At 56.7% G+C, this 25,801-nt stretch carries 19 protein-coding genes; 17 read left to right on the top strand and 2 right to left on the bottom strand.

The genetic code is table 11. The annotated features are described in order from the left end of the window. Window positions 1-75 precede the first annotated feature (75 nt). From EI77_RS02765 to EI77_RS02700, 15 genes are all read left to right on the top strand, one after another. On the top strand, window positions 76-3,699 hold the full coding sequence (locus EI77_RS02765) for an ATP-binding cassette domain-containing protein (RefSeq protein ID WP_166646992.1): 3,624 nt from the start codon (window positions 76-78) through the stop codon (window positions 3,697-3,699). 836 nt (window positions 3,700-4,535) lie between these two features. After that, window positions 4,536-5,480 carry a hypothetical protein gene (locus EI77_RS02760; RefSeq protein WP_133793220.1) on the top strand — a complete coding sequence of 315 codons (945 nt, stop codon included), beginning with the start codon at window positions 4,536-4,538 and terminating at the stop codon, window positions 5,478-5,480. A gap of 45 nt (window positions 5,481-5,525) precedes the next feature. Then, on the top strand, window positions 5,526-6,203 hold the full coding sequence (locus tag EI77_RS02755) for a cysteine hydrolase family protein (protein WP_425606505.1): 678 nt from the start codon (window positions 5,526-5,528) through the stop codon (window positions 6,201-6,203). Window positions 6,204-6,249: 46 nt separating this feature from the next. Beyond that, window positions 6,250-7,836: a regulator gene (locus tag EI77_RS02750; protein WP_133793218.1), complete on the top strand. Its 1,587-nt coding sequence runs from the start codon at window positions 6,250-6,252 to the stop codon at window positions 7,834-7,836. A 104-nt stretch (window positions 7,837-7,940) separates the two neighbouring features. Beyond that, window positions 7,941-8,621 (top strand): biuret amidohydrolase, encoded by a 681-nt coding sequence (biuH, locus tag EI77_RS02745; protein WP_133793217.1) that lies wholly within the window; start codon window positions 7,941-7,943, stop codon window positions 8,619-8,621. A 73-nt stretch (window positions 8,622-8,694) separates the two neighbouring features. Further along, window positions 8,695-9,117: a cupin domain-containing protein gene (locus EI77_RS02740; protein ID WP_208300246.1), complete on the top strand. Its 423-nt coding sequence runs from the start codon at window positions 8,695-8,697 to the stop codon at window positions 9,115-9,117. Window positions 9,118-9,176: 59 nt separating this feature from the next. Beyond that, window positions 9,177-10,757, top strand: a complete 1,581-nt coding sequence (locus EI77_RS02735) for a PAS domain-containing sensor histidine kinase (RefSeq protein ID WP_166646991.1) — start codon at window positions 9,177-9,179, stop codon at window positions 10,755-10,757. After that, complete coding sequence (locus tag EI77_RS02730; protein ID WP_133793215.1) at window positions 10,738-11,418, top strand: response regulator transcription factor; 681 nt, start codon at window positions 10,738-10,740, stop codon at window positions 11,416-11,418. The genes EI77_RS02735 and EI77_RS02730 overlap by 20 nt, the downstream gene beginning before the upstream one ends. Window positions 11,419-11,585: 167 nt before the next feature. Then, on the top strand, window positions 11,586-11,741 hold the full coding sequence (locus EI77_RS23220) for a hypothetical protein (RefSeq protein WP_166646990.1): 156 nt from the start codon (window positions 11,586-11,588) through the stop codon (window positions 11,739-11,741). Window positions 11,742-12,190: 449 nt separating this feature from the next. Next, the gene (locus tag EI77_RS02725; protein ID WP_133793214.1) at window positions 12,191-14,443 is read left to right on the top strand and encodes an ATP-binding cassette domain-containing protein; all 2,253 of its coding nucleotides are present in this window, start codon (window positions 12,191-12,193) and stop codon (window positions 14,441-14,443) included. Window positions 14,444-14,455: 12 nt separating this feature from the next. Beyond that, complete coding sequence (locus EI77_RS02720; RefSeq protein WP_133793213.1) at window positions 14,456-15,742, top strand: HlyD family secretion protein; 1,287 nt, start codon at window positions 14,456-14,458, stop codon at window positions 15,740-15,742. Between the two features lie 59 nt (window positions 15,743-15,801). Next, entirely contained in the window at window positions 15,802-17,190 is a 1,389-nt protein-coding gene (locus EI77_RS02715; RefSeq protein WP_166646989.1) for a TolC family protein, read from the top strand. Between the two features lie 72 nt (window positions 17,191-17,262). Next, complete coding sequence (locus EI77_RS02710; protein ID WP_133793211.1) at window positions 17,263-19,710, top strand: CHASE domain-containing protein; 2,448 nt, start codon at window positions 17,263-17,265, stop codon at window positions 19,708-19,710. Continuing rightward, the gene (locus tag EI77_RS02705; protein WP_133793210.1) at window positions 19,707-21,167 is read left to right on the top strand and encodes a sigma-54-dependent transcriptional regulator; all 1,461 of its coding nucleotides are present in this window, start codon (window positions 19,707-19,709) and stop codon (window positions 21,165-21,167) included. The genes EI77_RS02710 and EI77_RS02705 overlap by 4 nt, the downstream gene beginning before the upstream one ends. 220 nt (window positions 21,168-21,387) lie before the next feature. Then, on the top strand, window positions 21,388-22,764 hold the full coding sequence (locus EI77_RS02700) for a hypothetical protein (RefSeq protein ID WP_133793209.1): 1,377 nt from the start codon (window positions 21,388-21,390) through the stop codon (window positions 22,762-22,764). Window positions 22,765-22,797: 33 nt separating this feature from the next. On the opposite strand, the gene dgt is transcribed toward EI77_RS02700, so the two are convergent. Both dgt and EI77_RS02690 read right to left on the bottom strand, forming a co-directional pair. Beyond that, a complete protein-coding gene (dgt, locus tag EI77_RS02695) occupies window positions 22,798-24,063 on the bottom strand; it encodes a dGTP triphosphohydrolase (protein ID WP_133793208.1) in 1,266 nt (421 codons plus the stop codon). Window positions 24,064-24,089: 26 nt separating this feature from the next. Next, on the bottom strand, window positions 24,090-24,731 hold the full coding sequence (locus EI77_RS02690) for a hypothetical protein (protein ID WP_133793207.1): 642 nt from the start codon (window positions 24,729-24,731) through the stop codon (window positions 24,090-24,092). Between the two features lie 58 nt (window positions 24,732-24,789). On the opposite strand from EI77_RS02690, the gene EI77_RS23215 reads away from it, so the two are divergent. Then, complete coding sequence (locus EI77_RS23215; protein WP_166646988.1) at window positions 24,790-24,975, top strand: hypothetical protein; 186 nt, start codon at window positions 24,790-24,792, stop codon at window positions 24,973-24,975. A gap of 115 nt (window positions 24,976-25,090) precedes the next feature. Continuing rightward, window positions 25,091-25,750 carry a L,D-transpeptidase family protein gene (locus EI77_RS02685; RefSeq protein WP_166646987.1) on the top strand — a complete coding sequence of 220 codons (660 nt, stop codon included), beginning with the start codon at window positions 25,091-25,093 and terminating at the stop codon, window positions 25,748-25,750. Window positions 25,751-25,801 lie beyond the last annotated feature (51 nt).

Below are 25,801 nucleotides of genomic sequence, written 5' to 3'. Positions count from 1 at the left end.
CGGCACTCAGACCGCCGATAGTCGCGCGCCCTCGGTTTACCGCCCGGGGCTTTTCTCTTCATGAGCACAGCCCAAATGTCCCGACCATCCCTGCACCGGCGGCCTGAGCATCCACCCCAGGCACCGTTGAGCTGGATGAAGCCTGGGCATTGGTGGCGGCTGTGGAAGGGGGAGGACAGCTCCATCCTCACCACGGCCACGCGGAATTCCATGCTGCCCGTGCTTATCGAGGTCTTCGCCGGCTTCTCCAAGCTGGACGGCGAGGTGGAGGAGGAGGAAATCGAATCCTCCCTGGGCTACCTGCGTTATGACTACAGCGGTGCCATTTATGCAGACATGCGCCGCCTCTATTTTGAGGCTCTCCAGCAGCCGCAGGACCTGGCCCAGCGGGCCAAGGAACTGAGTAACGAGCTGACCATGGAGCAGAAAATCCTGCTCTGCGTCCAGTTATACCTGCTCATCTCCAGCTCGCTGACCAACCAGCGGCAGATGGTGGAGTTTTATCTTTTCATGACCAATCTGGGCATCGCCGCCCAGGCCATTGACATCGTTTACCAGCTCAATGCCGGGGACAAGCCTACCGAGGAAGACTTCACCAGCAAGAGCGGTCAGCCTTTGGAAACCCTGCGCATCGGCTCTGGGGAAATCTGCGATGTGCTCCTGCGCTCCCTGTCGCCAGACTGCTCCGTCGTCGCCTTTCGCTTTCAGAATCTCATCCTGCTCAAAAACACCGGTGGCATTCCCATCCTGGTTCGCAGCCGCCGCCAGCCACCGGGGGATTTCTCCCGCCTCTATCCAGGGGAACGCGTCGTGCTCGAGGATGTCACGCTGGATTACAATGACCTCATCACCTACTTTAATTCCAAGAAGACGGTCACAGGCTCCCAGCTTTACCTTACCCTGACTGAGTCCGGCGATGCCGAAATCGCCCAGCAGCGTGCTCGCGGTACAAACCTTCGTGTCAGCTTCGGCCTCGGCGTCTCTGTGGAGGCCCTGCGCAACACGGATGCGACTCTCAACGGCATCGCTCTCAAGGAAGGCACCGTTGTCGAAGCCTCCATTGAAGACAGCATCATCGCCCAGGGGGATATCGAAATCTCCCTGCGTGATCTTCGCGTGCGCGCCCAGGAATTTGGGGGTCAGTTCCGCCTGGAAGGCAGCCGCAATACCTACCTCGTTTCCAATAAACCCGAGCTGCTGGAAGAGGGGGACATCCTCCTTTCCGAAGACACCGAGGGGGAAATCCTCCTGCGCATCGAGTGCAACTACGCGCAGAAAAATGGTGAGCTGGAAGTCCTGCGCAGTTCCCGGCCCATCTATGTCGGCCAGATCCCCGTGCGGGATCGCATCATGCTCAGCGATGGCGATACCATCACCCTGGGCGAGGGCCAGTTCCTGCGCTGCCATTTCAGCGACCGTATCATTGAGGAGGAGCGCAACACCATCCGGCAGATGGAAATCCGCGAGCTTTCCCATCGTTTTGACGGCCGTGATACAGCCTTGGACGGCATCAGTTTCATCGCCCGCCGCGGTGAGATGATCTGCGTCATGGGTCCCAGCGGTTGTGGTAAAAGTACCCTCCTGCGCGTCCTGGGTGGCCAGCTTAAAACACGCGGTGGAGAGGTCCTGATGAACAGCCTTTCGCTGTACAACAACCTGCCGAATCTCACCCCTTACATCGCCTACATCCCGCAGGAGGATGCCTTTGACCCGCTGCTGAAGGTGCAGGAAAACCTGGATTTTTCCGTCGCCGTTCGTTGCCCCCATTTAAAGACGGAGGAGCGCCGCAAGCGCGTCGAGGCCAAGTTGGCGGAACTCGGCCTGGCCGATATGCGCAAGCGTCTCGCCGGCACACCTCAGCAAAAATTCCTCTCCGGTGGCGAGCGCAAGCGCCTCAATGCCGGAATGGACATGATCGGCATCTCCGATGTTTATCTTTTTGATGAACCTACTTCCGGTCTGTCCTCCAAGGATAGCGAGCACGTGCTGGAAATCATCCGCAGCCTCGCCCGCAACAAGATCGTTCTCACTTCTATCCACCAGCCCAGCATGCGGCTGTTGCAGATGTTTGATAAAGCCCTCCTCCTGGATAAAGGCGGCAAGATGGCTTATTTCGGCACGCCGCAGGGCATGATCGAATACTTCTGGAAGGCCTACAATGACGAGACCGGTCAGCGCGAGGCCGACATGCCGGGAAACCTCACGCCCGATTTCGTATTCGATGTTCTCGAGACTCCCCTGCGTGATATCAGTGGCGACATCATCCAGGAACGCAGTGCGGATGGACACCTCGTCGCCGCCCGCCGTTTCCCGCCTAACTTTTGGCGTGACCGCTATCAGAGCCACCTCATGCTTGAGAGCATGGCCAAGGCCCAGGCCTTTCCAGGCAGCACGAATCTCATCGCCCGGCCGCGGGATGACACGGGATCCAGTCCCCGCTCACGGGCCATGCCCAAGCCGCCCAAGCACACATTGCGGGAGGAAAGCATCCTCTTTTACACGCTGCTGAAACGCGCGTTTTTGAGCAAGCTGCGCAATCGCACGAACCTGCTCACGACCTTGTTGGAGGCCCCTCTGCTTGGTTTCCTCATTTCCAGCGTGCTGAAATACAGCGAGGAGGAAAACTACACCTACGCCACGGCCTTCCACATCCCCACATATCTCTTCATGAGCCTCGTGGTCGCCATGTTTCTGGGGCTCACGAACAGTGCGGATGAAATCATTCGTGACCGCCACACCCTCAGCCGGGAGCGCAATCATAACCTGCGCACCTTCTATTATCTCAGTGGCAAGATCATCTCCCTCAGCACCTTTGCGCTCATCCAGTGCTTCATTTACCTGCTCATCGGGAATAACGTGCTGGAGATCCGGGACATGTTCTTTGTCCATCTTTGGTGGATGTTCGTCACCGCCCTCACCGGCATCTGTTTAGGCCTGCTCATCTCCAGCATTGTGACGGATAACCGCACCGCCATCAATGCCATCCCCCTCATCCTCATTCCGCAGATCATTCTCGGCGGAGCCCTCATCAAGTATGAGGAGATGAACAAAAACCTGGACTTCGTGTACTCCATGCAGCGCTGGTTGGATAAAGCTGGCGTCACGGAAGAAAGCGAGCCCAGCAAGCTCAAGGTCCCCTTCATCTGCCAGTTCATGCCCTTGCGCTGGAGTTATGAGGCCATGCTCATTTCCCAGGCCAAGCTGAACCCCCTCACTTCCGCCCAGGATCAGCTCGAAGCTCGGATCCAGGAACTCGTCAATCTGCCGCCGGATATCAAGATGACCTCCGACCAGCAGCGGGACCTGGATGCCGCCAAGCAAGGTCTCGCCGTCGTGTCCGGCCTTTATGCTCGCACCGAGCGGGAAGCCGCCGCCAAGCTGCGGGAGATTCGAGATGCCACCATGCGTGGCCGCGTCACGCCGAAGCTCCTCCAGAGCGCACTGGAAGAGAGTGACGGCGTCAGTGCTGAGGAGGTCTATGTCAACCGCAAGGTCCTGGACCTGGTCACTAAGGCGGAAATGGAGCGTGAAGACTACCGCCGCAAAACCAGCCCCAATGTCTTCTTCGGAACCGTGAAGAGGTACTTCGGCACGGATTTCGATACCCTGTGGATCAATACCATGGTCATCTTCCTGACCCTCGCCGTCCTCATCACCGGTGTGGAAATCTCCCTCCGCCGCCAGCTTACTCGCGTCTGAGTACTGTACTCATCACTCTCCGAGTGATGAGATCCAGGAAAACATCTCTCATTTCAACCTCTCATCCGCTTTCTCCGCCGCTCTTCTTTTTTCGCAGACATCCAAGCCCATCACTCGGAGAGTGATGAATACTGTACTCCGAGTGATGAGATCCAGGGCACTCCTTCCCTCTGATGCCCCCATTTAGAAGCAGTGCGCCCAGAATGATGTCACTCCATGGTAATATCTTCCCGCATCATCAAAGATTAACGAATGGGTCTTTGACCGGTCGTTGAATCAAATAAAGGCATGGCCGCTACCGTCTAGCAGACTTTTTCGGGCAGTTAGGCCAAGTCGCGTTTTAACCGTTTGCCCGTGGGGTGCAGGGTGGCGGATATTATAAAATGATGAAGTCTGCGATCTACCTTTCCTGCTGTGGAGGATGTTGTTCAGGAATATCCGAAAACATCAGGGGCATGAAAATGACGGGATGCTTACTTGGGGCGCGGGTTTCCGCGTCCGGTCATTCCCCATCCATCCCTCCGTGGGGATTGCATGGGGAAGCTTCTCCCCATCGCAAACCATTGAGCTTCAAGGCCCTGCTTCAAAAAATCCCCACATGGGGATAAAATGAAAATCATCCCCAAATCCCCACCGGGGACATCCGGGCTCCCGTGATTTTGACTTCCTGTTGTGATTGTTGCGCCGCGCAACACGGAAACACTCTGACGTTCTCGCCTTAGCAGCCTTGATTATTTTGTAATCCATTGATTAACAACATGTTAATCCAAACTCAAGGGGTTGGCACCGGTCCTGCCAATAGAAGAAATTGCTTCACCGAAAGCATTCACACTCCCATGAAAACACTCCTCCCCTCTCGCCTCAAAGGCACGCTGGCACTGCTGGCGCTCAGTGCCGGTCTTGCCATGACTCCTGCGACTTCGCAGGCAGGTGAAAAAAATACCATCTCTCCGGTGGTCGAGCCGCCACCATCCCCCTGGATTCATGCTCTTCTCAAAGTGGATGTTTCCGACCACTACGTCACTCCTCGTGGTCTCAATGTGGAAAACCAGGGCCTGATCGTTCAGCCTCTGTTCCTCATCTTCTGGAACCTCTACTCCAATCCAGATGGTTTCATCAATGATGTCACCCTCACTACCGGTGTATGGAGCTCCATTCACACCCGCACTTCCGGCCCGGAAGACGGTAACTGGAACGAAGTGGATCCCATCGCCGGGCTTGCTTTCAAATTTGCCAAATACTGGCAGTTCGATGTCAACTACACGGCCTTTGAGAGCATGGTCTCGGCTTATCCGACCTCCCACCATCTGGAACTGAAGCTGTCCTTCAACGATGCCGCATACACCGGCAGCAAGACCTTCTCCCTGAATCCCTATGTGGCCTTCTGGAAAGAACTGAAGAACAAGTCCACCGTTACCTTCAACGAGTCCACCTCCAGCGAGAGCTATTACTTCACGGTCGGGATCAATCCCACCATCGACCTGAAAACAGTGAAGTTTGAATTCCCGACTTTCGTGAACATTGTGGACAACGACTTCTACCAGCAGTTTGACGGCACTGGTGGCGGCTCGGGCGCAGCGGTGTTCCGCACCGGGGTGCAGGCCAGCATTCCTCTGAGTTTTGTGCCGAAGAGCATGGGCTTCTGGTCCCTCTATGCAGGCGTCAAATATTACCACCTGGACAATCCGGGCGTGCTGGATGGCAACATGGTCCTGGGTGCTGACGGTGCTCGCAAGCGCGACATCCTCCAGTTTCACGGCGGCGTCTCCATCTTCTTTTAAACCCGGCACGCTATCCGCGCTGAAGCCGCCCAACTGCAAAACATCATGAACATGAATGCCACACTGAGCATCGAAGCGGAACCTTACACTTTTGAACTGGTTCCGGCCCGTTGCGCCCTGCTGATCATTGACATGCAGCGTGACTTTTTGGAACCCGGCGGCTTTGGCGAAATGCTGGGCAATGATGTGTCCCAGCTCCGTCAGGCCATCGAGCCTAACAAAAAGCTCTTGGAAGCCTGGCGTGCTGCCGGGCTCCAGGTGCTGCACACCCGTGAAGGGCACCGCCCGGATCTCGCAGACCTTCCCCCCGCGAAGAAAGTGCGCGGTCACGGGGCCACCACCATTGGTGATACCGGTCCCATGGGCCGCATCCTCATCCGAGGTGAGGCCGGTCACGATATCATTCCTGAACTCTACCCCCTTCCTGGTGAACCCGTCATCGATAAGCCGGGCAAGGGGGCCTTTTTCGCCACCGATCTCCACGCCATCCTGCAAAACCTCGGCATCACCCAATTGGTGGTGACCGGCGTGACTACTGAGGTGTGCGTGAACACCACCGTCCGGGAGGCCAATGACCGGGGCTATGAATGCCTCGTTCCTGAGGACTGCGTGGCCTCCTATTTCCCCATCTTCCAGGAGATGGGGCTGAAAATGATCAAAGCCCAGGGGGGCATTTTTGGCTGGGTCACCGGCTCTTCCAAAATCATCCCCGCTCTGGCCTGAATACTTATGAAATCAACTGCTCCAAAAACTCAATGCCACTGCCGCTATGACTTCTGATAACAAACCCAAAATCTGGACACCCGGGGACTGGAACGCCTTTTTCGGCTTCGGGACCAACATTCTTGTCAACCTTCTCACGCTCACGGCGCTGCTGCGTTATGTGCTGAAGATGCCAGATGACATTGTCTTCGGGCGCATCCTGCCGGCCACCGGTTTGATGCTCTGCATGAGCACCATGTACTATGCCTGGCTGGCGTATAAGCTGGCTAAGAAAACCGGCCGCAATGACGTCTGTGCCCTGCCTTCAGGCACGAGCGTGCCGCACATGTTTGTCGTTGTCTTCGTCATCATGCTGCCCATTTCCCTGCAAACGGGAGATCCCATCAAGGGCTGGGAAGCGGGTCTGACTTGGGTGTTCATTCAGAGCTTTGTGCTCATGATCGGTGGTTTTATCGCCCCGGTCATTCGTAAGATCACACCTCGCGCTGCCCTGCTTGGTACTCTGGCTGGTGTTTCTATCAGTTTCATCTCCATGCGTCCGGCTTTGGAAATGTTCACCACTCCCGTCATCGGTGTGGTTTGCTTCGCCATTATCTTGCTGAGCTGGTTTGGTGGCGTGCGTTATTATAAAGGCATCCCGGCGGGTCTGATTGCCATCGCCGTGGGCAGCATCATCGCCTGGGGTTCCAATCTCTTCGGGCTGAATTACGGCGGCATGACCCTGGCCAAGCTGGAGGATTCATTCGCCAACTTTGGCTTCTCCATTCCGCTGCCTGCATTCGGTCACATCTTCTCGGGCTTTGAGTTCCTTGGGGTCATCCTGGTGACTGCCATTCCCTTTGGCATCTACGATCTTGTGGAAGCATTGGACAATGTGGAAAGTGCCGCTGTCGCTGGAGATGATTTCCCAACAACACGCGTGCTGACTGCAGATGGCGTGATCAGCCTCGTCGGCTGCTGCCTGGGCAATCCGTTTATCAATGCGGTTTACATCGGCCATCCGGGTTGGAAGTCTATGGGTGGGCGCATCGGATACTCAGCCGCCACCGGTGTGGTCGTCATCCTCTTCTGCACCTTCGGCATCATCTCCCTGATGTCGTCCCTTATCCCCATCGTCGCCATCTCCCCCATCCTTCTTTACATCGGCATGTTGATTGGAGCCCAGGCTTTCCAGGAAACTCCGAAGAGCCATGCACCAGCCATCATTCTGGCTTTGACTCCACACCTGGCTGCTTGGGGCAAGCTGCTCATTGACAATTCCTTGGGTGCCGCGGGCACCAACGCAGCTGCGGTCGGCATGGATGCCCTGGGCCAGGTCGGCGTTCTTTATCACGGCCTTGAAGTCCTCGGCGGTGGGGCCATTCTCAGTGGTGTGATCCTGCCAGCAATTGCCGTGTTTGTGATTGACCGGAAATTCGCCACAGGGGCTTACTTTGCCTTCGCAGGTGCTCTGCTGACCTTCTTCGGTCTCATGCATGGTGAGAAGATCGGCATTGGTGAATCACCGGTGATCGCCTGCAGTTATGTGCTGGTGGCCCTGGTTCTGGCAGGTTGTGCCAAGTTCGCTGTGGTCGCTCCAAAGCCTGCGGAAGAAGAGGAAATTCACGGTCATCTTCCGATGGCTGCCGACTGATTGTTTTGGTGTTGATGATCTCGGGTGGCATTGCGGTCTGGTTAACCGCAGTGCCACCCGAACTTGGTTCACTCTTTGCTTACCTCCTTTAATTATTCCTCCTCATGCCTTACGTCGAAGCTGATCCCTATCCTTGGCCATACAATGGCGACCTCCGGCCAGAGAACACCGCGTTCCTGGTCATTGACATGCAAACCGACTTCTGCGGACCAGGCGGTTACGTGGATAAAATGGGCTATGATTTGAGCCTGACCCGCGCCCCCATTGAGCCTATCAAGAAGGTTTTCGAAGCGGCTCGCGCTAAAGGTTACCACATCATGCACACGCGGGAGGGCCATCGTCCAGACTTGGCTGATCTCCCGGCTAACAAATTGTGGCGCAGTCAGCGCATCGGTGCGGGTATCGGCGATGCCGGTCCGTGCGGTCGTATTCTGACTCGCGGTGAACCCGGCTGGGACATTATTCCAGAACTGTATCCCCTCCCAGGAGAGGCCATCATCGACAAGCCTGGCAAGGGCTCCTTTTACGGCACAGACCTGGACATGCTGCTGCGGCAGAAAGGCATTCAAAACATCGTGCTGGCCGGTATCACCACGGATGTCTGTGTGCATACCACCATGCGTGAGGCCAATGATCGCGGTTTTGAATGTCTGCTCCTTTCCGATTGTACCGGTGCCACCGACTATGGAAACTACCTTGCCGCCTTGAAGATGATCAAGATGCAGGGCGGTGTCTTCGGAGCCGTCAGTGACTCCACGGCCTTCATTGAGGCCATTACGGCCTAACGTTCATCTTGGATAAATTCACCCTCATTTTCACTCGCCACCCCGTCCGGCTTCTTTATGATGCCGCCTTGTTGTGAACCCTGACGACCCCACTCCACCGCCAAGCTTCAGTTTTCCTCACTTTGAACTGAAAGACGTCTTTAACATCCTGCAGAAGGAGGAGGACATTCCCTGGAGCTATTTCCGCGATGGAGTGGACATCTACCGCTTCTATGGAGACGGCATCAACGGCCCCACCGCCGCACTGATCCGTTTTCGTAAAGAGGCACGCGTGCCCATGCATTTGCATGAGGGCTGGGAGCACATTCTCGTGCTGGCAGGCAGCCAGCGTGATCAAAATGGCATCATCAATGCCGGCACTCTGCGTATCCATCCTCCTGGCACTTACCATAGCGTCGTCAGCGAGGCTGGTTGCATCGTGCTGGCCATTTATGAAAAGCCCGTGCGTTTCATGGAGCGGCCTCTGAATCCAGATAGTCCCATGGCCGGAAATTAACCTGTATAAACAACCAGGGCTGGAATGCTGGCCTGTAAATGTTTAGAATTTCGGCCACCATGCCGAAACGTATTGCCTCTAAATCCCCGCGCCAACCCAAGGAAGGAAAGCTGCCCGATGTGGTGACCGATTCTTATGAGGAGCATTTCCGGATGCTTGTGGAAAACATCGGCGATGTGCTCTGGTTTCGGGAGGTGGACCCGCCGCGCTTTTCGTATGTGAGTCCGGCGTTTGAGCGCATTTGGGGGGTGAGCCTGGCTGAGTTACGCGAGCACCCGCAGATGTGGGAGGAGTCCATTTATCCAGATGACCAGAAAGCTGTGCGTGCGGCTCTGCGCCGTTGGTTCAGTGGCAAGACGGATGATTACGAGGTTCATTACCGGGTCCAAGGAAGGGACGGTAAGGTGCGGTGGCTGGCAGACCGTGGAATCATTCTTTCGCGCAAAAACGGACGACCGCACCAGATCGGTGGCATCGCCAGGGACATCACGGAACGGGAGGTCGCTGAGGCGATGAACCGGCGGCTGGCGGCCGTGGTGGAGACGACGGATGACTCCATCATCACGATGAATCTTGACGGGGAAATCGATACCTGGAACGCTGGAGCAGAACGCATCTTTGGTTATACCCAAGAGGAGACCGTGGGCCGGACGATGGCCTTCCTACGGCCGCCGCAGGCCGAGGATGACGAGGCTGTATTCAAGCGGTTGATTGAGCGTGGTCTGCGCATTGATCATTATGAAACTCAGCGGCGGCATAAGAATGGTGACATCCTGGATGTCTCACTGACCATTTCCCCCATCCTTGATGCCAATGGCCGCCTGGCGGGTTTCTCTAAAATTTCACGTGACATCACAGAGCGCAAGCAGGCGGAGCAGACCATCCTGCGACTGAATGCGGAGCTGGAACGCCGAGTGGAAGAGCGCACTGCGGAGCTGCGGGGCCAGATAGCGGCACGCAGGCAGTTGGAGGAGGAAATTCTGCGCATCAGTGAGCGCGAGCAACGGCGCATTGGCCAGGATTTGCATGATGACCTGGGGCAGCAGCTCGCCGGTGCATGGATGATGGCGGATGTGCTGGCGCGTAAACTTGCGGCAAGTGGTGCAAAGGAACAGGAGCCTGCCAGCAAACTGTGCACGTTGCTTGGCAAATCACTGAACCATACACGCGCACTTGCACGTGGCCTTCATCCGGTGGCACCTGAGCAGGGGGGGCTAGGTGCGGCGTTAAAGAACCTGGCGGAGCGCTCAGCGGATTTGTTTGGCATCTCCTGTCAGTTTGAATCAAGGGCTGAAGTGATGCTTGAGGATCAACGAGGAGCCATTCACCTTTACCGTATCGCCCAGGAAGCGATCAATAATGCAGTACGTCATGGACGTGCCCAGAAAGTGAAGGTGCGTTTATCGACGCGAGGGGGTAAAGCCTATCTTTCTGTGATCGATGATGGTCTGGGCATCAAGGAGCCTGCGGCTATCCATGAAGGCATGGGATTGCGGATCATGCGTTACCGCTCAGAGATGATCTCTGGCACGCTTGAAATTGAGAAAGCTGCAAAACGTGGCACGTGTGTTACTTGCTCCTTCCCTCTCTCAACCGCCTCTAAAACCAACTCCACTGCCAATGGCCCCGAAAAGCTCTGACCAGAAAGCCTCTTCCAAACGCGTGCTGATCGTGGATGACCATCCGGTCTTCCGCGCGGGGTTAACGGGGCTTGTGGGAATGGAACCTGACCTGGCCGTATGCGGCGAGGCGCATGATGCAGCGCAGGCCATGGAAGCCATCGCTCGCTTCAAACCGGACCTGGTGATGATGGATATGAGCCTGCCTGACAAGAGTGGTCTGGAGGCGCTGAAAGATGTTCGGGCAGTCCACCCGCAGATCCCTGTGCTGATGATCTCGATGCATGATGAGACGCTGTATGCGGAGCGTGTCATTCGTGCAGGCGGACGGGGTTACATCATGAAACAAGAGGGGCCTGAAAAGGTCATCCAGGCTATCAGAAAAGTATTAGCGGGCGGGATTTCTGTGAGCGATCGCATTTCCACCCTTATCCTTGATGCGCTGGCCGGCTCGCAAGGCCCCAAGCAGGAGGGGGCTTCTGTCACCAAACTGACAGACCGCGAGTTTGAAGTTTATCGCCTTGTCGGCCAGGGTAAGGAACCGCAGGAAGTGGCGCGCCTGCTGCATCTCAGCGTGAAAACGGTAGATACCCACCGCAGCCAGATCAAGCGGAAGCTGGGTTTGAAAAACAATACTGAACTGGTTCACCACGCCACCCGCTGGGCTGGGGAACAAGCGTGAGAGAAAGTCGTCCTGTAACTGAGGGCGACCCAGCAAAATGCTGAGATACGGAGCGCAGGGCTGCCCATTGGCTTGCCCGGGGTCTTATGGCAAAGATGGATTGTCGTAGCTGGTTGCTGCGTCCACCGCCTGTGCGGATGTTAGTCTAACTTAACCCTTCCATCAGTATGAACACAATGCTTGAACTCTCCAAGGACGCTGATTATGACACACTCGCGGCCTACCTGATCGTTTCCGCTGCCGTTGTGGCAAAAATTTGGTTTAACTATAAGGATCGCATCGCGAAAAGGACAGGTGTGCAAAATCAGAACTTCGGTGGTTAATGATGAAATCTACACTCCGCAGCCTGTTTGGGTGAGGATTGTAGATGACTGAAAGTTTGAAAATCCAGACTGGATGTCTGGTAGGGCCAAGTGGTTTGGGAGAATGATTTTCAACCCTGAACACTTTGGCCCTGGAACTGGGGCGCTGATCCAGCGCGCATCCTTGGATGATCCCATTTAACTTTAAAATAAACCTACACACAATGCCGTCGAGCCTCAGGCCGAGCGGCTGGTTGCGTTGGTCTCAACGTTACGTTTTGAAGCGTTGGCCTGTCTGCTATTGGGGAGTGGCCTCAAAGATTGATTGGTTGTGCGGATGGGCTGCAAAAGAGCTGGTTTCATTTTGTTTCCACAAAACTCAACCGCCATGTCTTGACAAAATAGCGCTGAAAATTGACATCCCAGGTGCATAGACAAACCGTAATTCTGCCGCAAAAAAAATTCACTGAATGCCATCCAACACTCCTCCCGGCAAGTTGCCCACTGAACAGCCCTCGCTCCCTCTTTCGGCCAGCTTACTTGCACAGCTCAGCGCCATTACAGGCACGGAGTATGATCACGAAAGGGCAAAGATTGCTATTCGAAATGCCACGCGTGCTGATGCTGAGCCGCTGAGCCTGCTGGTCAGTGCGGCATCGGAGGTTTACATGAATGTTTCCCCGGTCCGTATGCCGTTGGCGGATCTTGTCTGGCAGGCGCACAATGACACGCCCGTGGTTATCTGGTCAGTGAAGGAGCAGAACTGGATTATCATCACGTTTGCTGGCTGGCTCCGCCTCCGCATTGCGGACGGCGAGGATCCGCATCACCGCCGTACCATTACCCGGAAAGAACTGGTGAAAAGATTGGGGCTCGTCAGTGCAGAGGATGTGGTTGAAGCAGGCGTGGTGCAGCCGGAGCGGGCGGCTCATGATATGAGCGTTCATGCGGCACATGCACGTCATGCACAGATGTATGGCAGCAACGGTCATGGTCATCACAGAAATGGCCATGGCAATGGGCATGGTAACGGTCATTTGCATGTCAGCCCGGTGACCCGGTTTTTCCGTCTGTTAAAGGCGGAGCGGCAGGACATTCTGACGCTGCTGATCTTTTCTGTATTCTCTGGTATTCTCTATCTGGCAGCACCGCTGGCGGTGGATGCGGTGGTGAGCAATCTGGCCTTTGGCGGGCAGTCCCAGCCTTATTTCCAGGCGCTGGTTATTGTGGGGTTTGCGCTTCTGGCGGCGCTGTCTCTCCAGGCGGTGATCACTGGATTGCAGTATTTCGTTTCGGATATTATTCAGCGGCGAATCTTTGTGCGCGCGGCGGCGGACTTGGCGTATCGGTTGCCTCGTGTGCGGGCTGAATCCTTGGAAGGAGTCCACGCTCCTGAACTGGTGAACCGCTTTCTGGATGTGGTGACCGCACAGAAGAGTACCTCCCTGCTGCTGCTGGATGGTATCAATCTGTTTTTTGGCAGCCTTATCGGGATGATGCTGCTGGCCCTCTACCATCCCTTGCTGCTGTTATTCGTCGCAGTGCTGCTGGTCCTCATTGTCCTGGTTCTATGGCTGTGCGGGCGTGGTGCGGTGGAGACTAGCATTGCGGAATCACGCACCAAGTATGATTTAGTGAACTGGTTTGAGGAGATTGCGGCCTACCCGTTTCTTTTCAAGGGTCCTGGTGGATACCACCTGGCCTATGAGCGCTCCAACCAGCTCGCCTCTGAATACGTCACCCGCCGGGCTGCGCACTTCCGGGTGGTCATGAGGCAGATTATCGGGCTGCTTGTACTCTCCGTTTTAGCGGGCGCGGCACTGCTGGTGATGGGCGGCTGGCTGGTGGTCAGTCAACAGATTACGCTCGGCCAGCTGGTGGCCAGTGAACTGATCATGAGTGCCATTGTGGCCTCGCTGGCCAAGCTCGGTAAGAAACTGGAGGCCTGGTATGACGTCATGGCTGCGATGGATAAACTGGGACACATTTTCGATTTGGAGATCGAGCGTGAATCTGGTGAGCAACCCGTGAAAAGAGAAAGCGGGGCATCGGTGGTGGCGGACGGTCTTACTTTTGGTTATACAGAGAACTCCCCGCTGTTTCTGAGCCGTACCTTTACCATCCGGCCTGGGTCACGAGTGGCCATCGTCGGGCCTCACGGGGCGGGCGCCAGCTCTCTGCTGGATATCCTGTTTGGCCTGCGCACCCCCACGGGCGGGCATGTATGCATCGACGGGCTGGACCTGCGAAGCTGGTATCTGGAGGCTTTGCGTGACCATGTGCAGCTCCTCCGGCGCGACGAGATTGTGGATGCGACCGTGGTCGAAAACTTGCGCTTGGGACGTGCGGACATCGGGATGGATGAAATCCGCGAGGCACTGGAACGCGTGGGTCTGCTGGATACTTTGCTAGCCCGGCCCGAGGGGTTGAATCTGCGCCTGAAGATCGGCGGTGCACCGCTTTCCGGTAACCAGCGCACCCGCCTGCTGCTGGCGCGTTCACTGGTGCAGCGGCCACGCCTGCTGCTGATTGATGAACTGTTTGACAGTCTGGATCCGGAATCTTTCGCCAGCCTGTCCGCCGCCATCCTGGACAAGTCTCTGCCCTGGACGGTCGTGCTGACCACGCGCGACCACGACGTCACACAGCTTTGCGACCAGGTGATTCAGCTAAGCCCCTGCAATCTAACCGATGGTTCTGCTTCCACTCAGATCAAAGGCTGACCCCATTCTGACATGACTGACTTTGCCCTCTCTCCTCAATTGCCGGCGCTTTCCATGGCTGGCTCCACGCGTTACACACGCCTCTTTAGCAGGCTGCTGGTGCTTGGTTTTGTGTTCTTCGTCCTGGGATGTTTTTTTCTGCCTTGGCGGCAGTTCGTATCTGGCACGGGCCGAGTGATCGCCTTTAATCCGCTGGACCGGCGCATCAATGTGGAGGCCCAGGTCTCTGGCCGGGTGAAGCACCTGCATGTGGTGGAAGGCCAGCGTGTGAAAAAGGGAGACCTGATCATCGAAATCCAGGACAATGATCCGAACCTGATTGCGAACTTGAGGGCACAGCGGGAGGCGATTGAAAGCCGACGCAGTTTTGCGCTGGGGCGGGTGGAGTCCCTCATCGCCCAAGTGACGCAGCAGGAGCTGGCAAAGGCACAGGCCATCGACGGAGCCGCGCAGCGGGTAGCGGCATCGAAGATAGCTGCTGAGACAGCCGCGCTGAATTATTCACGCACTCATGCCCTGTTTGAAAAAGGGCTGGCATCGCAGCGGGAGCATGAGCTGGCCACCCTGCAACGTGACTCCACGACGGCGGACCTGAAATCCTCGCAGGCGACACTGAACCGTACCAGCAATGATTTTGATGCGACCATCGCTTCCATCCATGCCCAGAAAGGCTCCGCCCATGGAGATGTGGCCATGGCGGAGAGAGATCTATCCGTCATCGATGTGCAGATTAACCAAACCCTGAGACAAATCGTGGATGCACCCCGTGACGGGATTGTTCTCCAAGTGGCGGCGACGGATGGCACCTACTTGCGCCCTGGCTCTTTGATCTGCGTCATCATTCCTGAGACGGACAGTCGCTATGTCGAAATCTGGGTCAATGGCAATGACATGCCGCTCATTCATGCACGCAAGGAGGAGGACGGGAAGGTCACGCCAGGCAGCCCTGTGCGTCTGGCTTTTGAAGGCTGGCCGGCGGTGCAGATGATCGGCTGGCCACAACTGGCGGTAGGCACCTTTGGCGGGGAGGTGGTTTTTGTGGATGCCACGGATGATGGTCTGGGGCGCTTCCGTGTCGTCGTGGGACCCTCGGATGATCAGGTGGACCGGGGGGATGGCAAAGGGACGGTGAGTGTGGGGTGGCCAGACAAAGATAGGTGGCTGCGCCAGGGGGTACGTGCGAATGCATGGGTCATGCTAAACCAAGTCCCGTTGTGGTTTGAGCTTTGGCGGCAGATCAACGGATTTCCCCCGCTGATATCGAACGCGGACGGAAAACTCGACCCTACTAAAAAATGATGACGGCCCCTTTACCCTCGTTCTCATTTAGCCGCCGGTGCGCTGTTGCGGCCTGTGTCGTGTTTTCATGCCTGGGCTTTTCTCATGCCTCCACAGCGGTGAAGCCGCTGATGCTGGAGGAAGTGCTGGCGAGTGTGCAGACGCAGTATCCGCCGTATCTGGCGGCATTGATCGAGCAGGATATCGCCAATGGGCGCGCCCGGCAGGCGCTGGGTGCCTTTGACCTGAATCTGAATGTGGGCGGGGCATTCCAGCCAGCCGGTTATTATGATGGGCAGACAGGTTATGCCGTGATGGACCAGCCTCTGCCATTCTGGGGGGGCAATGTGTACGGTGGCTATCGGCTGAGCAGTGGATTCTTGCCGAATTACAACAAGGACCGCACCAGCACTGATGGTGAGGCTGTGGTAGGCTTCCGGCTGCCGCTGCTGCGTGATGGTACGATCGACCGTCGTCGTGCGGCATTGTGGCAGTCTCAAATCGACCAGGAACTGGCAGATCCGATGATTCTCAGGCAGTACCTGGACTTCGTCCGTGCTGCCACGATTTCCTATTTTACCTGGGTGGCTGCCGGTCAGCGGCTGACTTTGACGGAGGAACTGCTGCGTATTGCGAAAGACCGTGATTCAGCCATCGCTGAGCAGGTGAAGCGCGGTGCGTCGGCACCGATTGTGCAGATTGATAACCAGCGCCTTGTCGTCAGCCGGGAGATCGCCGTGGTGCAGGCACTGCGGCGTTTTCAGGCGGCGGCCATTGAGCTGTCCCTGTTCCATCGGTCCCGCGAGCTAGCGGAGCCAGTCATCAGCCCACGGGAGCGGGTGCCGAGCGCTTTTCCTCCGCATCCACGGCCGGATGAAAGCCAGGTGACGGCAGCCATCGCCAGGGCAGCCATTTTCCGTCCTGAAATACGCCGCATTGAGCTGAACATCGAAAAAAATGAGATCGACCGCAAGCTGGCCAAAAACAACATGATGCCCCAGCTCGATGTCGGCATTGAAGCGGCGCAGGCAACCGGGGGAAGACTGCCAAGTAACCTGGAACGCACGGAGATCGAGGCCAAAGTGGAGTTTAAGCTGCCTTTACAACGCCGTGAGGCGAAAGGGCGGATCGAGGTGGCTGAGGCGCTGATCCAGCGGCTGAAGAATGACAAGCAGTTTGCCCGTGACCGTATCTCTGCAGATGTGCGTGACAGCCACAGTGCGATTATTGCGGCCTACGATGCTTTGCAGCAGACCCGCAAGAATGTGGATCTGTCCCAGCAGCTCGAAACCGCAGAGAACGAGCGACTGAAACAGGGGGCGACGGACTTGCTGGCCCTGCAAATCCGTGAGCAGGCGACGTTTGATGCGAAGGTGCTGGAGGTGGAGGCTCAGGCGGAATACTTCCGTGCGCAGGCGAACTACCGTGCCGCCATGGCTGCGGATGCTCCGTCCAGCCTGGCGCGGTAGGCTGAATGGTGGTCACTGCGGTGCGCTGGCATGATGAGTGCTTGAGGTAATGGCGGATATCTCCCCGCCACCATGCCTGACCAAGCCAGCTCTGACGCACCCGTGAGAGCACCAGCTCTTTTTGCGCTGGTGCTTGGGCTGGTGGCAACGGGGATGCTGACGTTTTTGCAGATGAAGAACCGCCAGGACGCCTGGCAGGATGAAGTGCAGCGGCTGGCGAAGGACCGGACCGAAGTGATCCGAGGGCAGATCCTGCGTTCTATGGAAGTCCTGCATGGCATCGTGGCTTTTTTTCAGGCTCATGATGAGGTGTCGCGGGAGGATTTTGGTATCTTTGTGGGCAGCTTCCTGACCCGGCAGCCGGAGCTACAGGCTCTGGCCTGGGATCCTCGTGTGGCTGGACCGGAGCGTGACGCGTGGGAGGCGAGGGCGCGGCAAGAGGGTTTTAAAGATTTCCGTTTTACAGAGGAAAAGGCTGAGGGTGAAATCGTGAGAGCCAGGCCCAGTGATGAATACTTTCCGGTCTTTTACCTGGAGAGCCTGCAAAAGAATGCACCTGCGCTGGGTTTCAATGTGAAGGCTGAACCGAGACGGCGGGAGGCCCTGGAGAAAGCACGGGATACTGGGGAAGCGCGTGCGACGGCCCCTATCCGGCTGGCTCAGGAGCAGGGGTCGCAAAAAGGTTTTGTGGTGTTTGAACCCCTTTACAAAGGGGCGGCTTCGACTGTGGATGAGAGGCGGAGTTCTCTCACAGGCTTTGCTACGGCGGTCTTTCGCATTGGCGATCTTATCGACCTTTCACTGGTGGAGGCCCACAATAGCGGTGTCGCTCTGTCGCTGAGGGATCATGCCGATGACAGCCTGCTCTATTATCAAGCAGGTGAAAGGGTTTCTGGTTTTCCAACATGGACGACGAGCGTGGATGTGGCCGGGCGGCACTGGACGCTGCTCTTTGAGCCGACGACAGCCCTTCTCGCCCGGAGGTCAGATTTCACGCCATGGATTACGCTGGCAGGCGGGCTGGTGATCACCATGCTGCTGTCAGGTTACCTTTGGAAAAGTGCCCTTCAGACGGCGGAGGTAAGGCGGGCCCAGAAGGATCTGCTGGCGGAGGTGGTCGTGCGTAAAAAGGCGGAGGCGAGTGCCGAGGCGGCCAGCCGTGCGAAGTCTGAATTCCTGGCCAACATGAGCCACGAGATCCGCACGCCGATGAATGCCATCCTGGGTTATGCGCAGATCCTGGCCCGTGACGGTGCGCTGCCCCGATTCCACCGGGATGCGGTGGCGACGATCCTCAACAGTGGCGACCACCTCCTGCATCTGATCCAGGAAATTTTGGATTTATCCAAAATTGATGCCGGATACATGGAGGTGGAAAAGACGAACTTTGACCTCGCTGCCCTGGTGCGGGAACTGGGGGCCATGTTCCAGCATCCCTGTGAGGAAAGGCAGATTGGTTTTCGCATTGAGGCAGCGGCTTTGGACAAACCGGTGACGGTCTATGGCGATGAGGGAAAACTGCGCCAAGTGCTGATCAACCTGCTGGGCAATGCGGTGAAGTTTACCACGCAGGGCCGAGTCACCCTGCGGGTTCTTTCCCTGGAGGATGAGTGCTGGCGTTTCGAGGTGGAGGATACGGGCATCGGTATCGGGGCGGATGCCGTGCAGCGCATCTTTGACCCCTTCCAGCAGGAGCCGGGCACCCGTGGTGGCACTGGTCTGGGGCTGGCGATTGCGCGTCGGCAGCTTGAAATTTTAGGAGGACGGATCGGTGTGCATTCAGAGCCAGGGAAGGGGTCCTGTTTTCATGTGGAGCTCTCCCTGCCCATGGCTGCTGGACAAGGGGTGGTACATAATTCTGTGCGTGAGCTGGTGGGACTGGCACCGGGCTGCATGGTGCGGGCGCTGGTGGTGGATGACATCCGGGAGAACCGAGAGGTGCTGGCCTCCATGCTGACTTTCATCGGCTGTGAGGTGGTGCTGGCTGAGCATGGGCGGCAGGCGGTGGAGGTGGTACAGGTCTCGCGACCACAGATCGTCTTCATGGACATCCGGATGCCTGAGTTTGACGGGCTGGAGGCGACCCGGCGCATCCTGGAGGAATTTGATCATGATGAAGTCAAAATTGTGGCCACCTCAGCCTCTGCTCTGGCGCATGAGCGGGAGCTGTGTCTCAAGGCCGGGTGTGATGACTTTGTGGCGAAGCCTTTCCGTGCGGAGCGTATCTATGGATGTCTGCGTCATTTGTTAGGCGCGGAGTTTGAATACAAAGATGAAACCGCCGATGCCGATGCGGGAGATCCCTTTGACCTGAGCCAGATCTCCCTGCCGGAGGATCTGGCCTCCCGCCTGACGATGGCGGCGGAACTGCATAGTGCGACTGTCCTGAAAAGTTGTCTGGGTGAACTGGAGCAGCTAGGCAGTGCGGGGCAGCGGCTGGCACAGCATCTGCGCGGCTTTCTGGCCAGCTATGACATGAAAACCATCCAGCGCATCATCGCCCAGATCTCCATCTCATGAACCGTCCCCGCATTCTTATTGCCGACGATACAGCGGCCAGCCTCACCCTCCTGAGCCATGTGCTGGAGCCACAGGGGTATGAAATATTGGCCGTATCCAGCGGCAAGGATGCATTGAAGCTGGCTGCCCGTGCGCAGCCGGATCTCATCCTGCTGGATGTGATGATGCCTGGGCATGATGGTTTTCACGTCTGCAAAACTTTGAAGGCGGAACAAAGTACACGGGAGGTACCGGTCATCTTCATCACCAGCCGGAATGATACGGCGAGCATCCTGAATGGGTTCCGTGTGGGGGCGGTGGATTACATTGTGAAGCCTTTTCAAGCGGAAGAAGTGGTGACCCGTGTGGCTACGCATCTGAAGATCAGTGGACTGACCCGCGAACTCCAACAGCGCAATGCTGAGCTGGAGGCCGAGGTGGCGCGGCGGGTGGAGGCTGAGCACTCCAGAGATAAGGCGACGCAGCGGCTTACCTCGCTGGCTTCCCGGGAGGCTCAGCGCTGGGGGCTGGACGGTTTCGTGGGTGGGAGTCCTCACATGAAGCGCATCCTGGCCGATATTGAAAGGCTGCGTCAGTTTTCCAAAACCAGCGTGCTGATCACTGGCGAGAGTGGTACGGGCAAGGAACTGGTGGCCCGGGCGCTGCATTACCATAGCCCGCGTGCGGAGGCGGCCTTCATCCCGGTGAACTGTGTGGCGGTGCCCGCAGACCTGCTGGAGTCGCTGTTCTTCGGTCATGTCAAAGGGGCCTTCACTGGGGCCACGGCGGACCGCAAAGGCTACTTCGAACTGGCGGATGGCGGCACCCTGTTTCTGGATGAGATCGGCGACATGCCTGCGGCTCTGCAGGCGAAGCTGCTGCGTGTGCTGGAAGATGGAGAGGTGACCCCGGTAGGGTCCACGAAATCACACCGTGTGGATGTGAGGGTGCTGAGTGCGACGAATGCTGATCTGGCTGCCAAAATTGGCAGCGGGGACTTCCGCCAAGATCTCTACTACCGCCTGGCCCGTTATACGGTGGAGACGGCTCCGCTGCGGGAACGGCGTGAGGATATGCTGCTGCTGGCGGGGCATTTCCTGAAGGTCTTCGCCTCGGAAATGGGGATGACTCCACCCACCCTGGACGAAGCTGCCCAGGCCATGCTGCTGAAACATTCCTTTCCTGGCAATGTCCGCGAGCTCAAAAATGCGATGGAACGCGCGCTGATCCTGAGCGGAGGCAAGACAGTGAAGCGTGAGCATCTCCAGCTTTTTGAAGTGACTGCTGCGACTCCTGTGCAACCAGCCAAAACGGGGGTGAAGGGAAATATGGACAGTGTGCCCATGGATCTCGAAGCTGCCGAACATACTTTGATTCAACGGGCTTTGGAGCAAACGGGAGGCAATGTCACGGAAGCTGCCCGTCTGCTCAACGTGAACCGTAGCCGCATTTACCGACGGATGCCTGCTGCGAAGTAGTGGCTAGCTGAGATGGTTTTTTTTTGCGGGGAAATATTGAGTCTAAAAATGATGTTTGTCATTATTTAGCGATGTGGTAAATTTCGTGGTGTGGGGATGAGGGGCTAGCATTTAACCTTGGGGGAAGTTTATGAAACTGAGTGAAGCATTAGGAAAAACCATCGGTGATTTCTGTGGCAACAGATTTACAAACTCGGGTGATAATCACTGTGCGCACTTTGTGTGTCACGTTTTGGAAGTGGATGCAGGCTATACCTGCAAGATGCACAACAACGGTAGTCATCCAGGGGCTTGCCTGCGGGTGCAGGAACTGTTCTCCATTTGTCCGCAGGTTGGAAACTGGAAGGACAACGCCAATGAAATGTGCATCGTCTTTGTGACCGACAAGATGAATGTGGATTTGGATAAACACACGATGCGCAATGTGCCGAAGAAGCATGTGGGCATTTTTAGCGAAGGATTGGTGTATCATTATTCCAACACGGCGGACTTGGTGATCTCCCAAAGGGCCAAGGATTTTCTGGCGCGGTTTCAGGGAAGCTACGGGGGCAAGCAGGGGCTGTTTTTCGGGACGTTCCCTTCAGGGGCCACAATACCTGATTTAGCAAATGCGGTGTCAGTTCCAGCTTCAGTAAGCGTGAATGGGAACCAGGGTATGCAGCCGGTGATCAGGCCTGTGCCTGTTTCAGGTGGAAAGAAGGATTACTATGCGACTCTGCCTGGAGTGAATGAATTCTATGTGGCACGCAGCACTTCCTATTTGTCCAATGAGGGGCTATACCAGCCGTCCAGCAAACTCGAAGGCCCGCGATATAAAATTTCAGATTTCACAGGCAGGTATGAAACGGTGGCTGGTCTATTGGGGGTCATTGCAGCAGGGGAAAGCGGCGGGTATTTTAACCGCTTGAACAGTTATGATCGGGCGGCGTTTACCTTTGGTTTTTTGCAACTCGCAGCGCATACGCCGAAGGATAATTTGATCCTGCTTTTCCGCAGGCTGGCTGCGGAGAATACTGCCTTCCAGGGATTGTTTCCAGACCTGAAGGTGATCGATGGGGTGCTGCATCGGCTGGTGGGCACGCACAGTGTCAGCCTGGAAAAAGCATACCCAAGGCCTGGACATCCCAATGAGCTGAACCTGAAAGATTTTATGAGCTATCTGAATCCGGATCTGGCCAAGGTGGATGATTTGGAGCTTTCTGTGACTGCTCGCATGGTGCATCTGGCGAATATGGATGAAGAGGCCAATGCGCTCCAGGTCAAGGTGGCGGCTGATATTACGATGGGCAAGTTGCGGGACCGGTATGCCCATTGGTATGGACTGGATGGTGTCTCGGACCTTATTTGCACTGCCATTGCGGACATCCATCACCAGGGCAGGGGGACAAAAACTCAGGTGAAAGCGGCACTGGCTGCGGGGAGCACGGTGCAGAAAAAGCTGGATGCCCTGTGCAAGATCGGTGGTGAGAGCTATGCCTCCCGCTGTGCGACACTGAAACGTGCGCTAGCCCAGGCGAAAGCGGACGGGCATCTGGGAATCTCGGTCTTTGATCAAGGAAGCGGCCTGTTCAAGCCGACTGAAGGCTGGCTTGAGTGATGACGAGAGTGAAGCGATTTGATGCACTTTACGTTAGACGAAGTCAGTGATGGAGCCGAAGCCGGCATCAAACAGACGACGGTAGGTGCGGAAGGCGAAGCTGTCCGTCATGCTGGCGACCCAGTCGCAAACGAGTCTGGCCCTGACTACTTCATCGGGGGCATTTTCAATTTCTGTTTCCAGTGAGGCGGGCAGAAGATGCAGTCCTTCTTTCTTTTCGATGTAGCGGCGCTGAAGCACCTCAAAGAGGCGGGTCAGGATGAAGTCTGCTTTGTAATCCAACTGCTGGAGTTGAGGGCTTTTGAAAACGAGTTCGAAGGCAATTTTTTTGTTCAGCTTTGCCTGGGCGAGGACCTCTGGAGCGATCTCCAGGCGGAACTGATGCCGACGGGTCATCTCGCTGAGAAAGTTCCTGTCTGGCACCAGGGTGACTGCGCGGATGTAGCGGCCGATGCTGCTGTTGAGCTTGCGCTCCACCCGGTTGCCATGGATGGCCTCACAGAGCTTCACAATGTGGGTTTTACCGGTGTCATCCAGGGATTGAGTTGCTGCCCAGCGTTCCAGGCTGGTCACGCTGATGAACCCTGCATGGATGCCATCGGCGATGTCATTGAGCGAATAGGCGGTGTCATCCGCCCAGTCCATGATCTGGCATTCGATGCTGCGGAACTGGTTACGGACTCTCCCAGGGGTGAGTTCCGTTGGGAAGGCCTGGCCGCCGAGGGTGAAGTCCAGCCAGCTTTCCTGGTCGTTGTAGAGGAAATGGTTGGCTGCCGTCGGGGTCTCAGCGTGGAGGGTCTTATACTTGAGCACACCGTCCAGCAGGGCACGGGTGGGATCCATGCCTTCGCGGCCTTCGTTGAACAAAGTCTGTGTGAGGATGCGCAGGGTCTGGGCATTGCCCTCGAATCCGCCATACGGTAGCATCAAGCGATGCAGGGTGCGCTCTCCGGTATGACCGAAAGGCGGATGCCCGAGGTCATGGGAAAGGCAGGCGCATTCGACAAGGTCGGCATCGATAAAAAAGTCTTCGGCCAGCAGACTGTTTTGCTGGGACAGATAGGCACAGATGGAACGGCCGATTTGTGCGACCTCAATGCTGTGAGTGAGGCGGGTGCGGTAGAAGTCGTATTCGCCGGAAAGGAAGACCTGCGTTTTGTTCTGCAAGCGGCGGAAGGCGCTGCTGTGGATGATGCGGTCTCGGTCAATCTGAAAGGCGCTCCGGTATTCGCCATCAGGCAGAGCGCGAGGTTTCAGCCTCTGTGAATCAAAGGCGTTGTAAAAGCGGTTGGCGGGCATGGGGCGAGAGTGGGAGGGGGCTCCACTCAGATGGTGATGGTCGGGCCGTAATCAGTAGGCTCTTCCCGGAAGCGATCCCGCATGACGGGTGCGCCCAGTTTGTTGCGCAGGGCAGGATCATCCAAGGAACGGTCCACGGCATCCTGGAGGGCTCCGGAGACGAGGTCCCGCAGGAGGGGTACTGGGGAGCCACTGCCGGGGACATAAACGCTGCTGCCGCGTTCCCCAGTATAGACCTTGCTATGGATGATCTGGCCGCTGGCCGCATCCAATACGGTCACGCGGATGCGAGCATACCCATAGGGGCGTACGAGCATCTGGCAGTATAGATCCATGATGTCTCCTGTAATGATATACCGAGCCGTGCGGGGGCGGTTGAGCATGCCGCGGGCCTGCAAGCCATAACCAAAAGCGTTGGTGACGACTTCACTGACGGGGACCCGCGTCTGCACATACTCCACGGGCGTGCCAATTTGTGTCCGGACGGTGCCGAGATCCATGGGGCCTAAGCCGCGCTGGTCATTGAAGAGGCGGGTGGAAAATTCGGGCGTACCGGGTTTTACGTGGCCAGGGCCAGAGGTATAATCCAGACTCACCTGGGACGTAGTGCTGCAGGAGGCCAGGGCAAGGGCACCCAGCAGAGGGAGGTATGTAAGCAGGCTCTTCATGTTTATGGGTGATGAATAGCTGCGGAAACCATTCTTTCAATCCCGCATCCGCATCTTCATGCACCTTCGAAAAACAAACAGCCCTGCCGGACTTGGTGCTCAGGAAAAAAACCCCCAAAACCTGAAACCAATTATTTATCCGGCAGGGCTGATTTATGAGTATATTCAGGTTGAACTTCTCCAGGCAATCCAAAAAAATGACCACTCTGGCAAAAACTCCTTCTTCGTGGATACAATGTCATGACACTGCCCAGGCAAGGTATGTCGTAAACCGATGGAATTTATTTTTCATCAGTTTGCTGCTGGTGCTGACATTAGGATTATTTCCAGGGAAAGCGGCGGCGCAGATCGGTAAAAGCGTGCGCCAAGTCATTGTGGCGCAGGCGGCAGGGTGGAATTCGAATACGGCGACGATGCAGGCATATCAGCGGGCTTCTGCCACCAGCCCCTGGCAGCCGGTATTCTCCCAGCCTATCCCTATCCTGTTGGGCCGGTCAGGCCTGGCCTGGGGAAGGGGAGTCTTTACCCCGCCGCGCAATGGTATCCCGATGAAGGTGGAGAAGGACTGGCGTGCGCCAGCCGGAGTGTTTCAACTGGGTTCTTTATTTGGGTATGCCGCCAGGCCGCCTTCCGGTGCACGCTGGCCGTATGTGCAGGTAGGGCCCTGGGATGCGTATGTGGATGACCCGAACAACCCTTATTATAACCAGCATGTGCGGGTGGACCCGAAGCGGATACCGCCCTGGTTTGAAAAGCAACGCATGAGGCTGGGGGATGATGCCTATAAATGGATGCTGGAGATCCGGCATAATCAACGGCCAGTGGCTCCAGGGTATGGCAGCGCGATCTTCTTCCATGTGCGGCGCGGACCGACGAAACCCAGTGCTGGCTGTAGCACGATGGCAGTGGAGAATCTGGAAAGGATGATCCGCTGGCTGGATCCGCAGGCGTCTCCGCATTATGTGCTGCTGCCAAAGGCGGACTACCAGTACCTGCGCGGGCCGTGGGGGCTGCCGTAAGGAAGCGGACAAGGCAAGGGGTGACGGCCTCACTCCTTGGGAACTAAAAAG

This window comes from Prosthecobacter fusiformis (assembly GCF_004364345.1).
In the GTDB taxonomy this organism is placed as follows: domain Bacteria; phylum Verrucomicrobiota; class Verrucomicrobiia; order Verrucomicrobiales; family Verrucomicrobiaceae; genus Prosthecobacter; species Prosthecobacter fusiformis.
This window is presented reverse-complemented; position numbering and strand designations above follow the sequence as displayed.

Excerpts from the sequence above, each read along its gene's own strand:
- EI77_RS02730 (WP_133793215.1), top strand. The coding sequence starts at position 10,738 with ATGGCCCCGAAAAGCTCTGACCAGAAAGCCTCTTCCAAACGCGTGCTG.
- biuH (WP_133793217.1), top strand. The coding sequence starts at position 7,941 with ATGCCTTACGTCGAAGCTGATCCCTATCCTTGGCCATACAATGGCGAC.
- EI77_RS23220 (WP_166646990.1), top strand. The coding sequence starts at position 11,586 with ATGAACACAATGCTTGAACTCTCCAAGGACGCTGATTATGACACACTC.
- EI77_RS02765 (WP_166646992.1), top strand. The coding sequence starts at position 76 with ATGTCCCGACCATCCCTGCACCGGCGGCCTGAGCATCCACCCCAGGCA.
- EI77_RS02690 (WP_133793207.1), bottom strand. The coding sequence starts at position 24,731 with ATGAAGAGCCTGCTTACATACCTCCCTCTGCTGGGTGCCCTTGCCCTG.
- EI77_RS02720 (WP_133793213.1), top strand. The coding sequence starts at position 14,456 with ATGACTGACTTTGCCCTCTCTCCTCAATTGCCGGCGCTTTCCATGGCT.
- EI77_RS23215 (WP_166646988.1), top strand. The coding sequence starts at position 24,790 with ATGCACCTTCGAAAAACAAACAGCCCTGCCGGACTTGGTGCTCAGGAA.
- dgt (WP_133793208.1), bottom strand. The coding sequence starts at position 24,063 with ATGCCCGCCAACCGCTTTTACAACGCCTTTGATTCACAGAGGCTGAAA.
- EI77_RS02710 (WP_133793211.1), top strand. The coding sequence starts at position 17,263 with ATGCCTGACCAAGCCAGCTCTGACGCACCCGTGAGAGCACCAGCTCTT.
- EI77_RS02725 (WP_133793214.1), top strand. The coding sequence starts at position 12,191 with ATGCCATCCAACACTCCTCCCGGCAAGTTGCCCACTGAACAGCCCTCG.
- EI77_RS02705 (WP_133793210.1), top strand. The coding sequence starts at position 19,707 with ATGAACCGTCCCCGCATTCTTATTGCCGACGATACAGCGGCCAGCCTC.
- EI77_RS02750 (WP_133793218.1), top strand. The coding sequence starts at position 6,250 with ATGACTTCTGATAACAAACCCAAAATCTGGACACCCGGGGACTGGAAC.
- EI77_RS02760 (WP_133793220.1), top strand. The coding sequence starts at position 4,536 with ATGAAAACACTCCTCCCCTCTCGCCTCAAAGGCACGCTGGCACTGCTG.
- EI77_RS02755 (WP_425606505.1), top strand. The coding sequence starts at position 5,526 with ATGAACATGAATGCCACACTGAGCATCGAAGCGGAACCTTACACTTTT.
- EI77_RS02735 (WP_166646991.1), top strand. The coding sequence starts at position 9,177 with ATGCCGAAACGTATTGCCTCTAAATCCCCGCGCCAACCCAAGGAAGGA.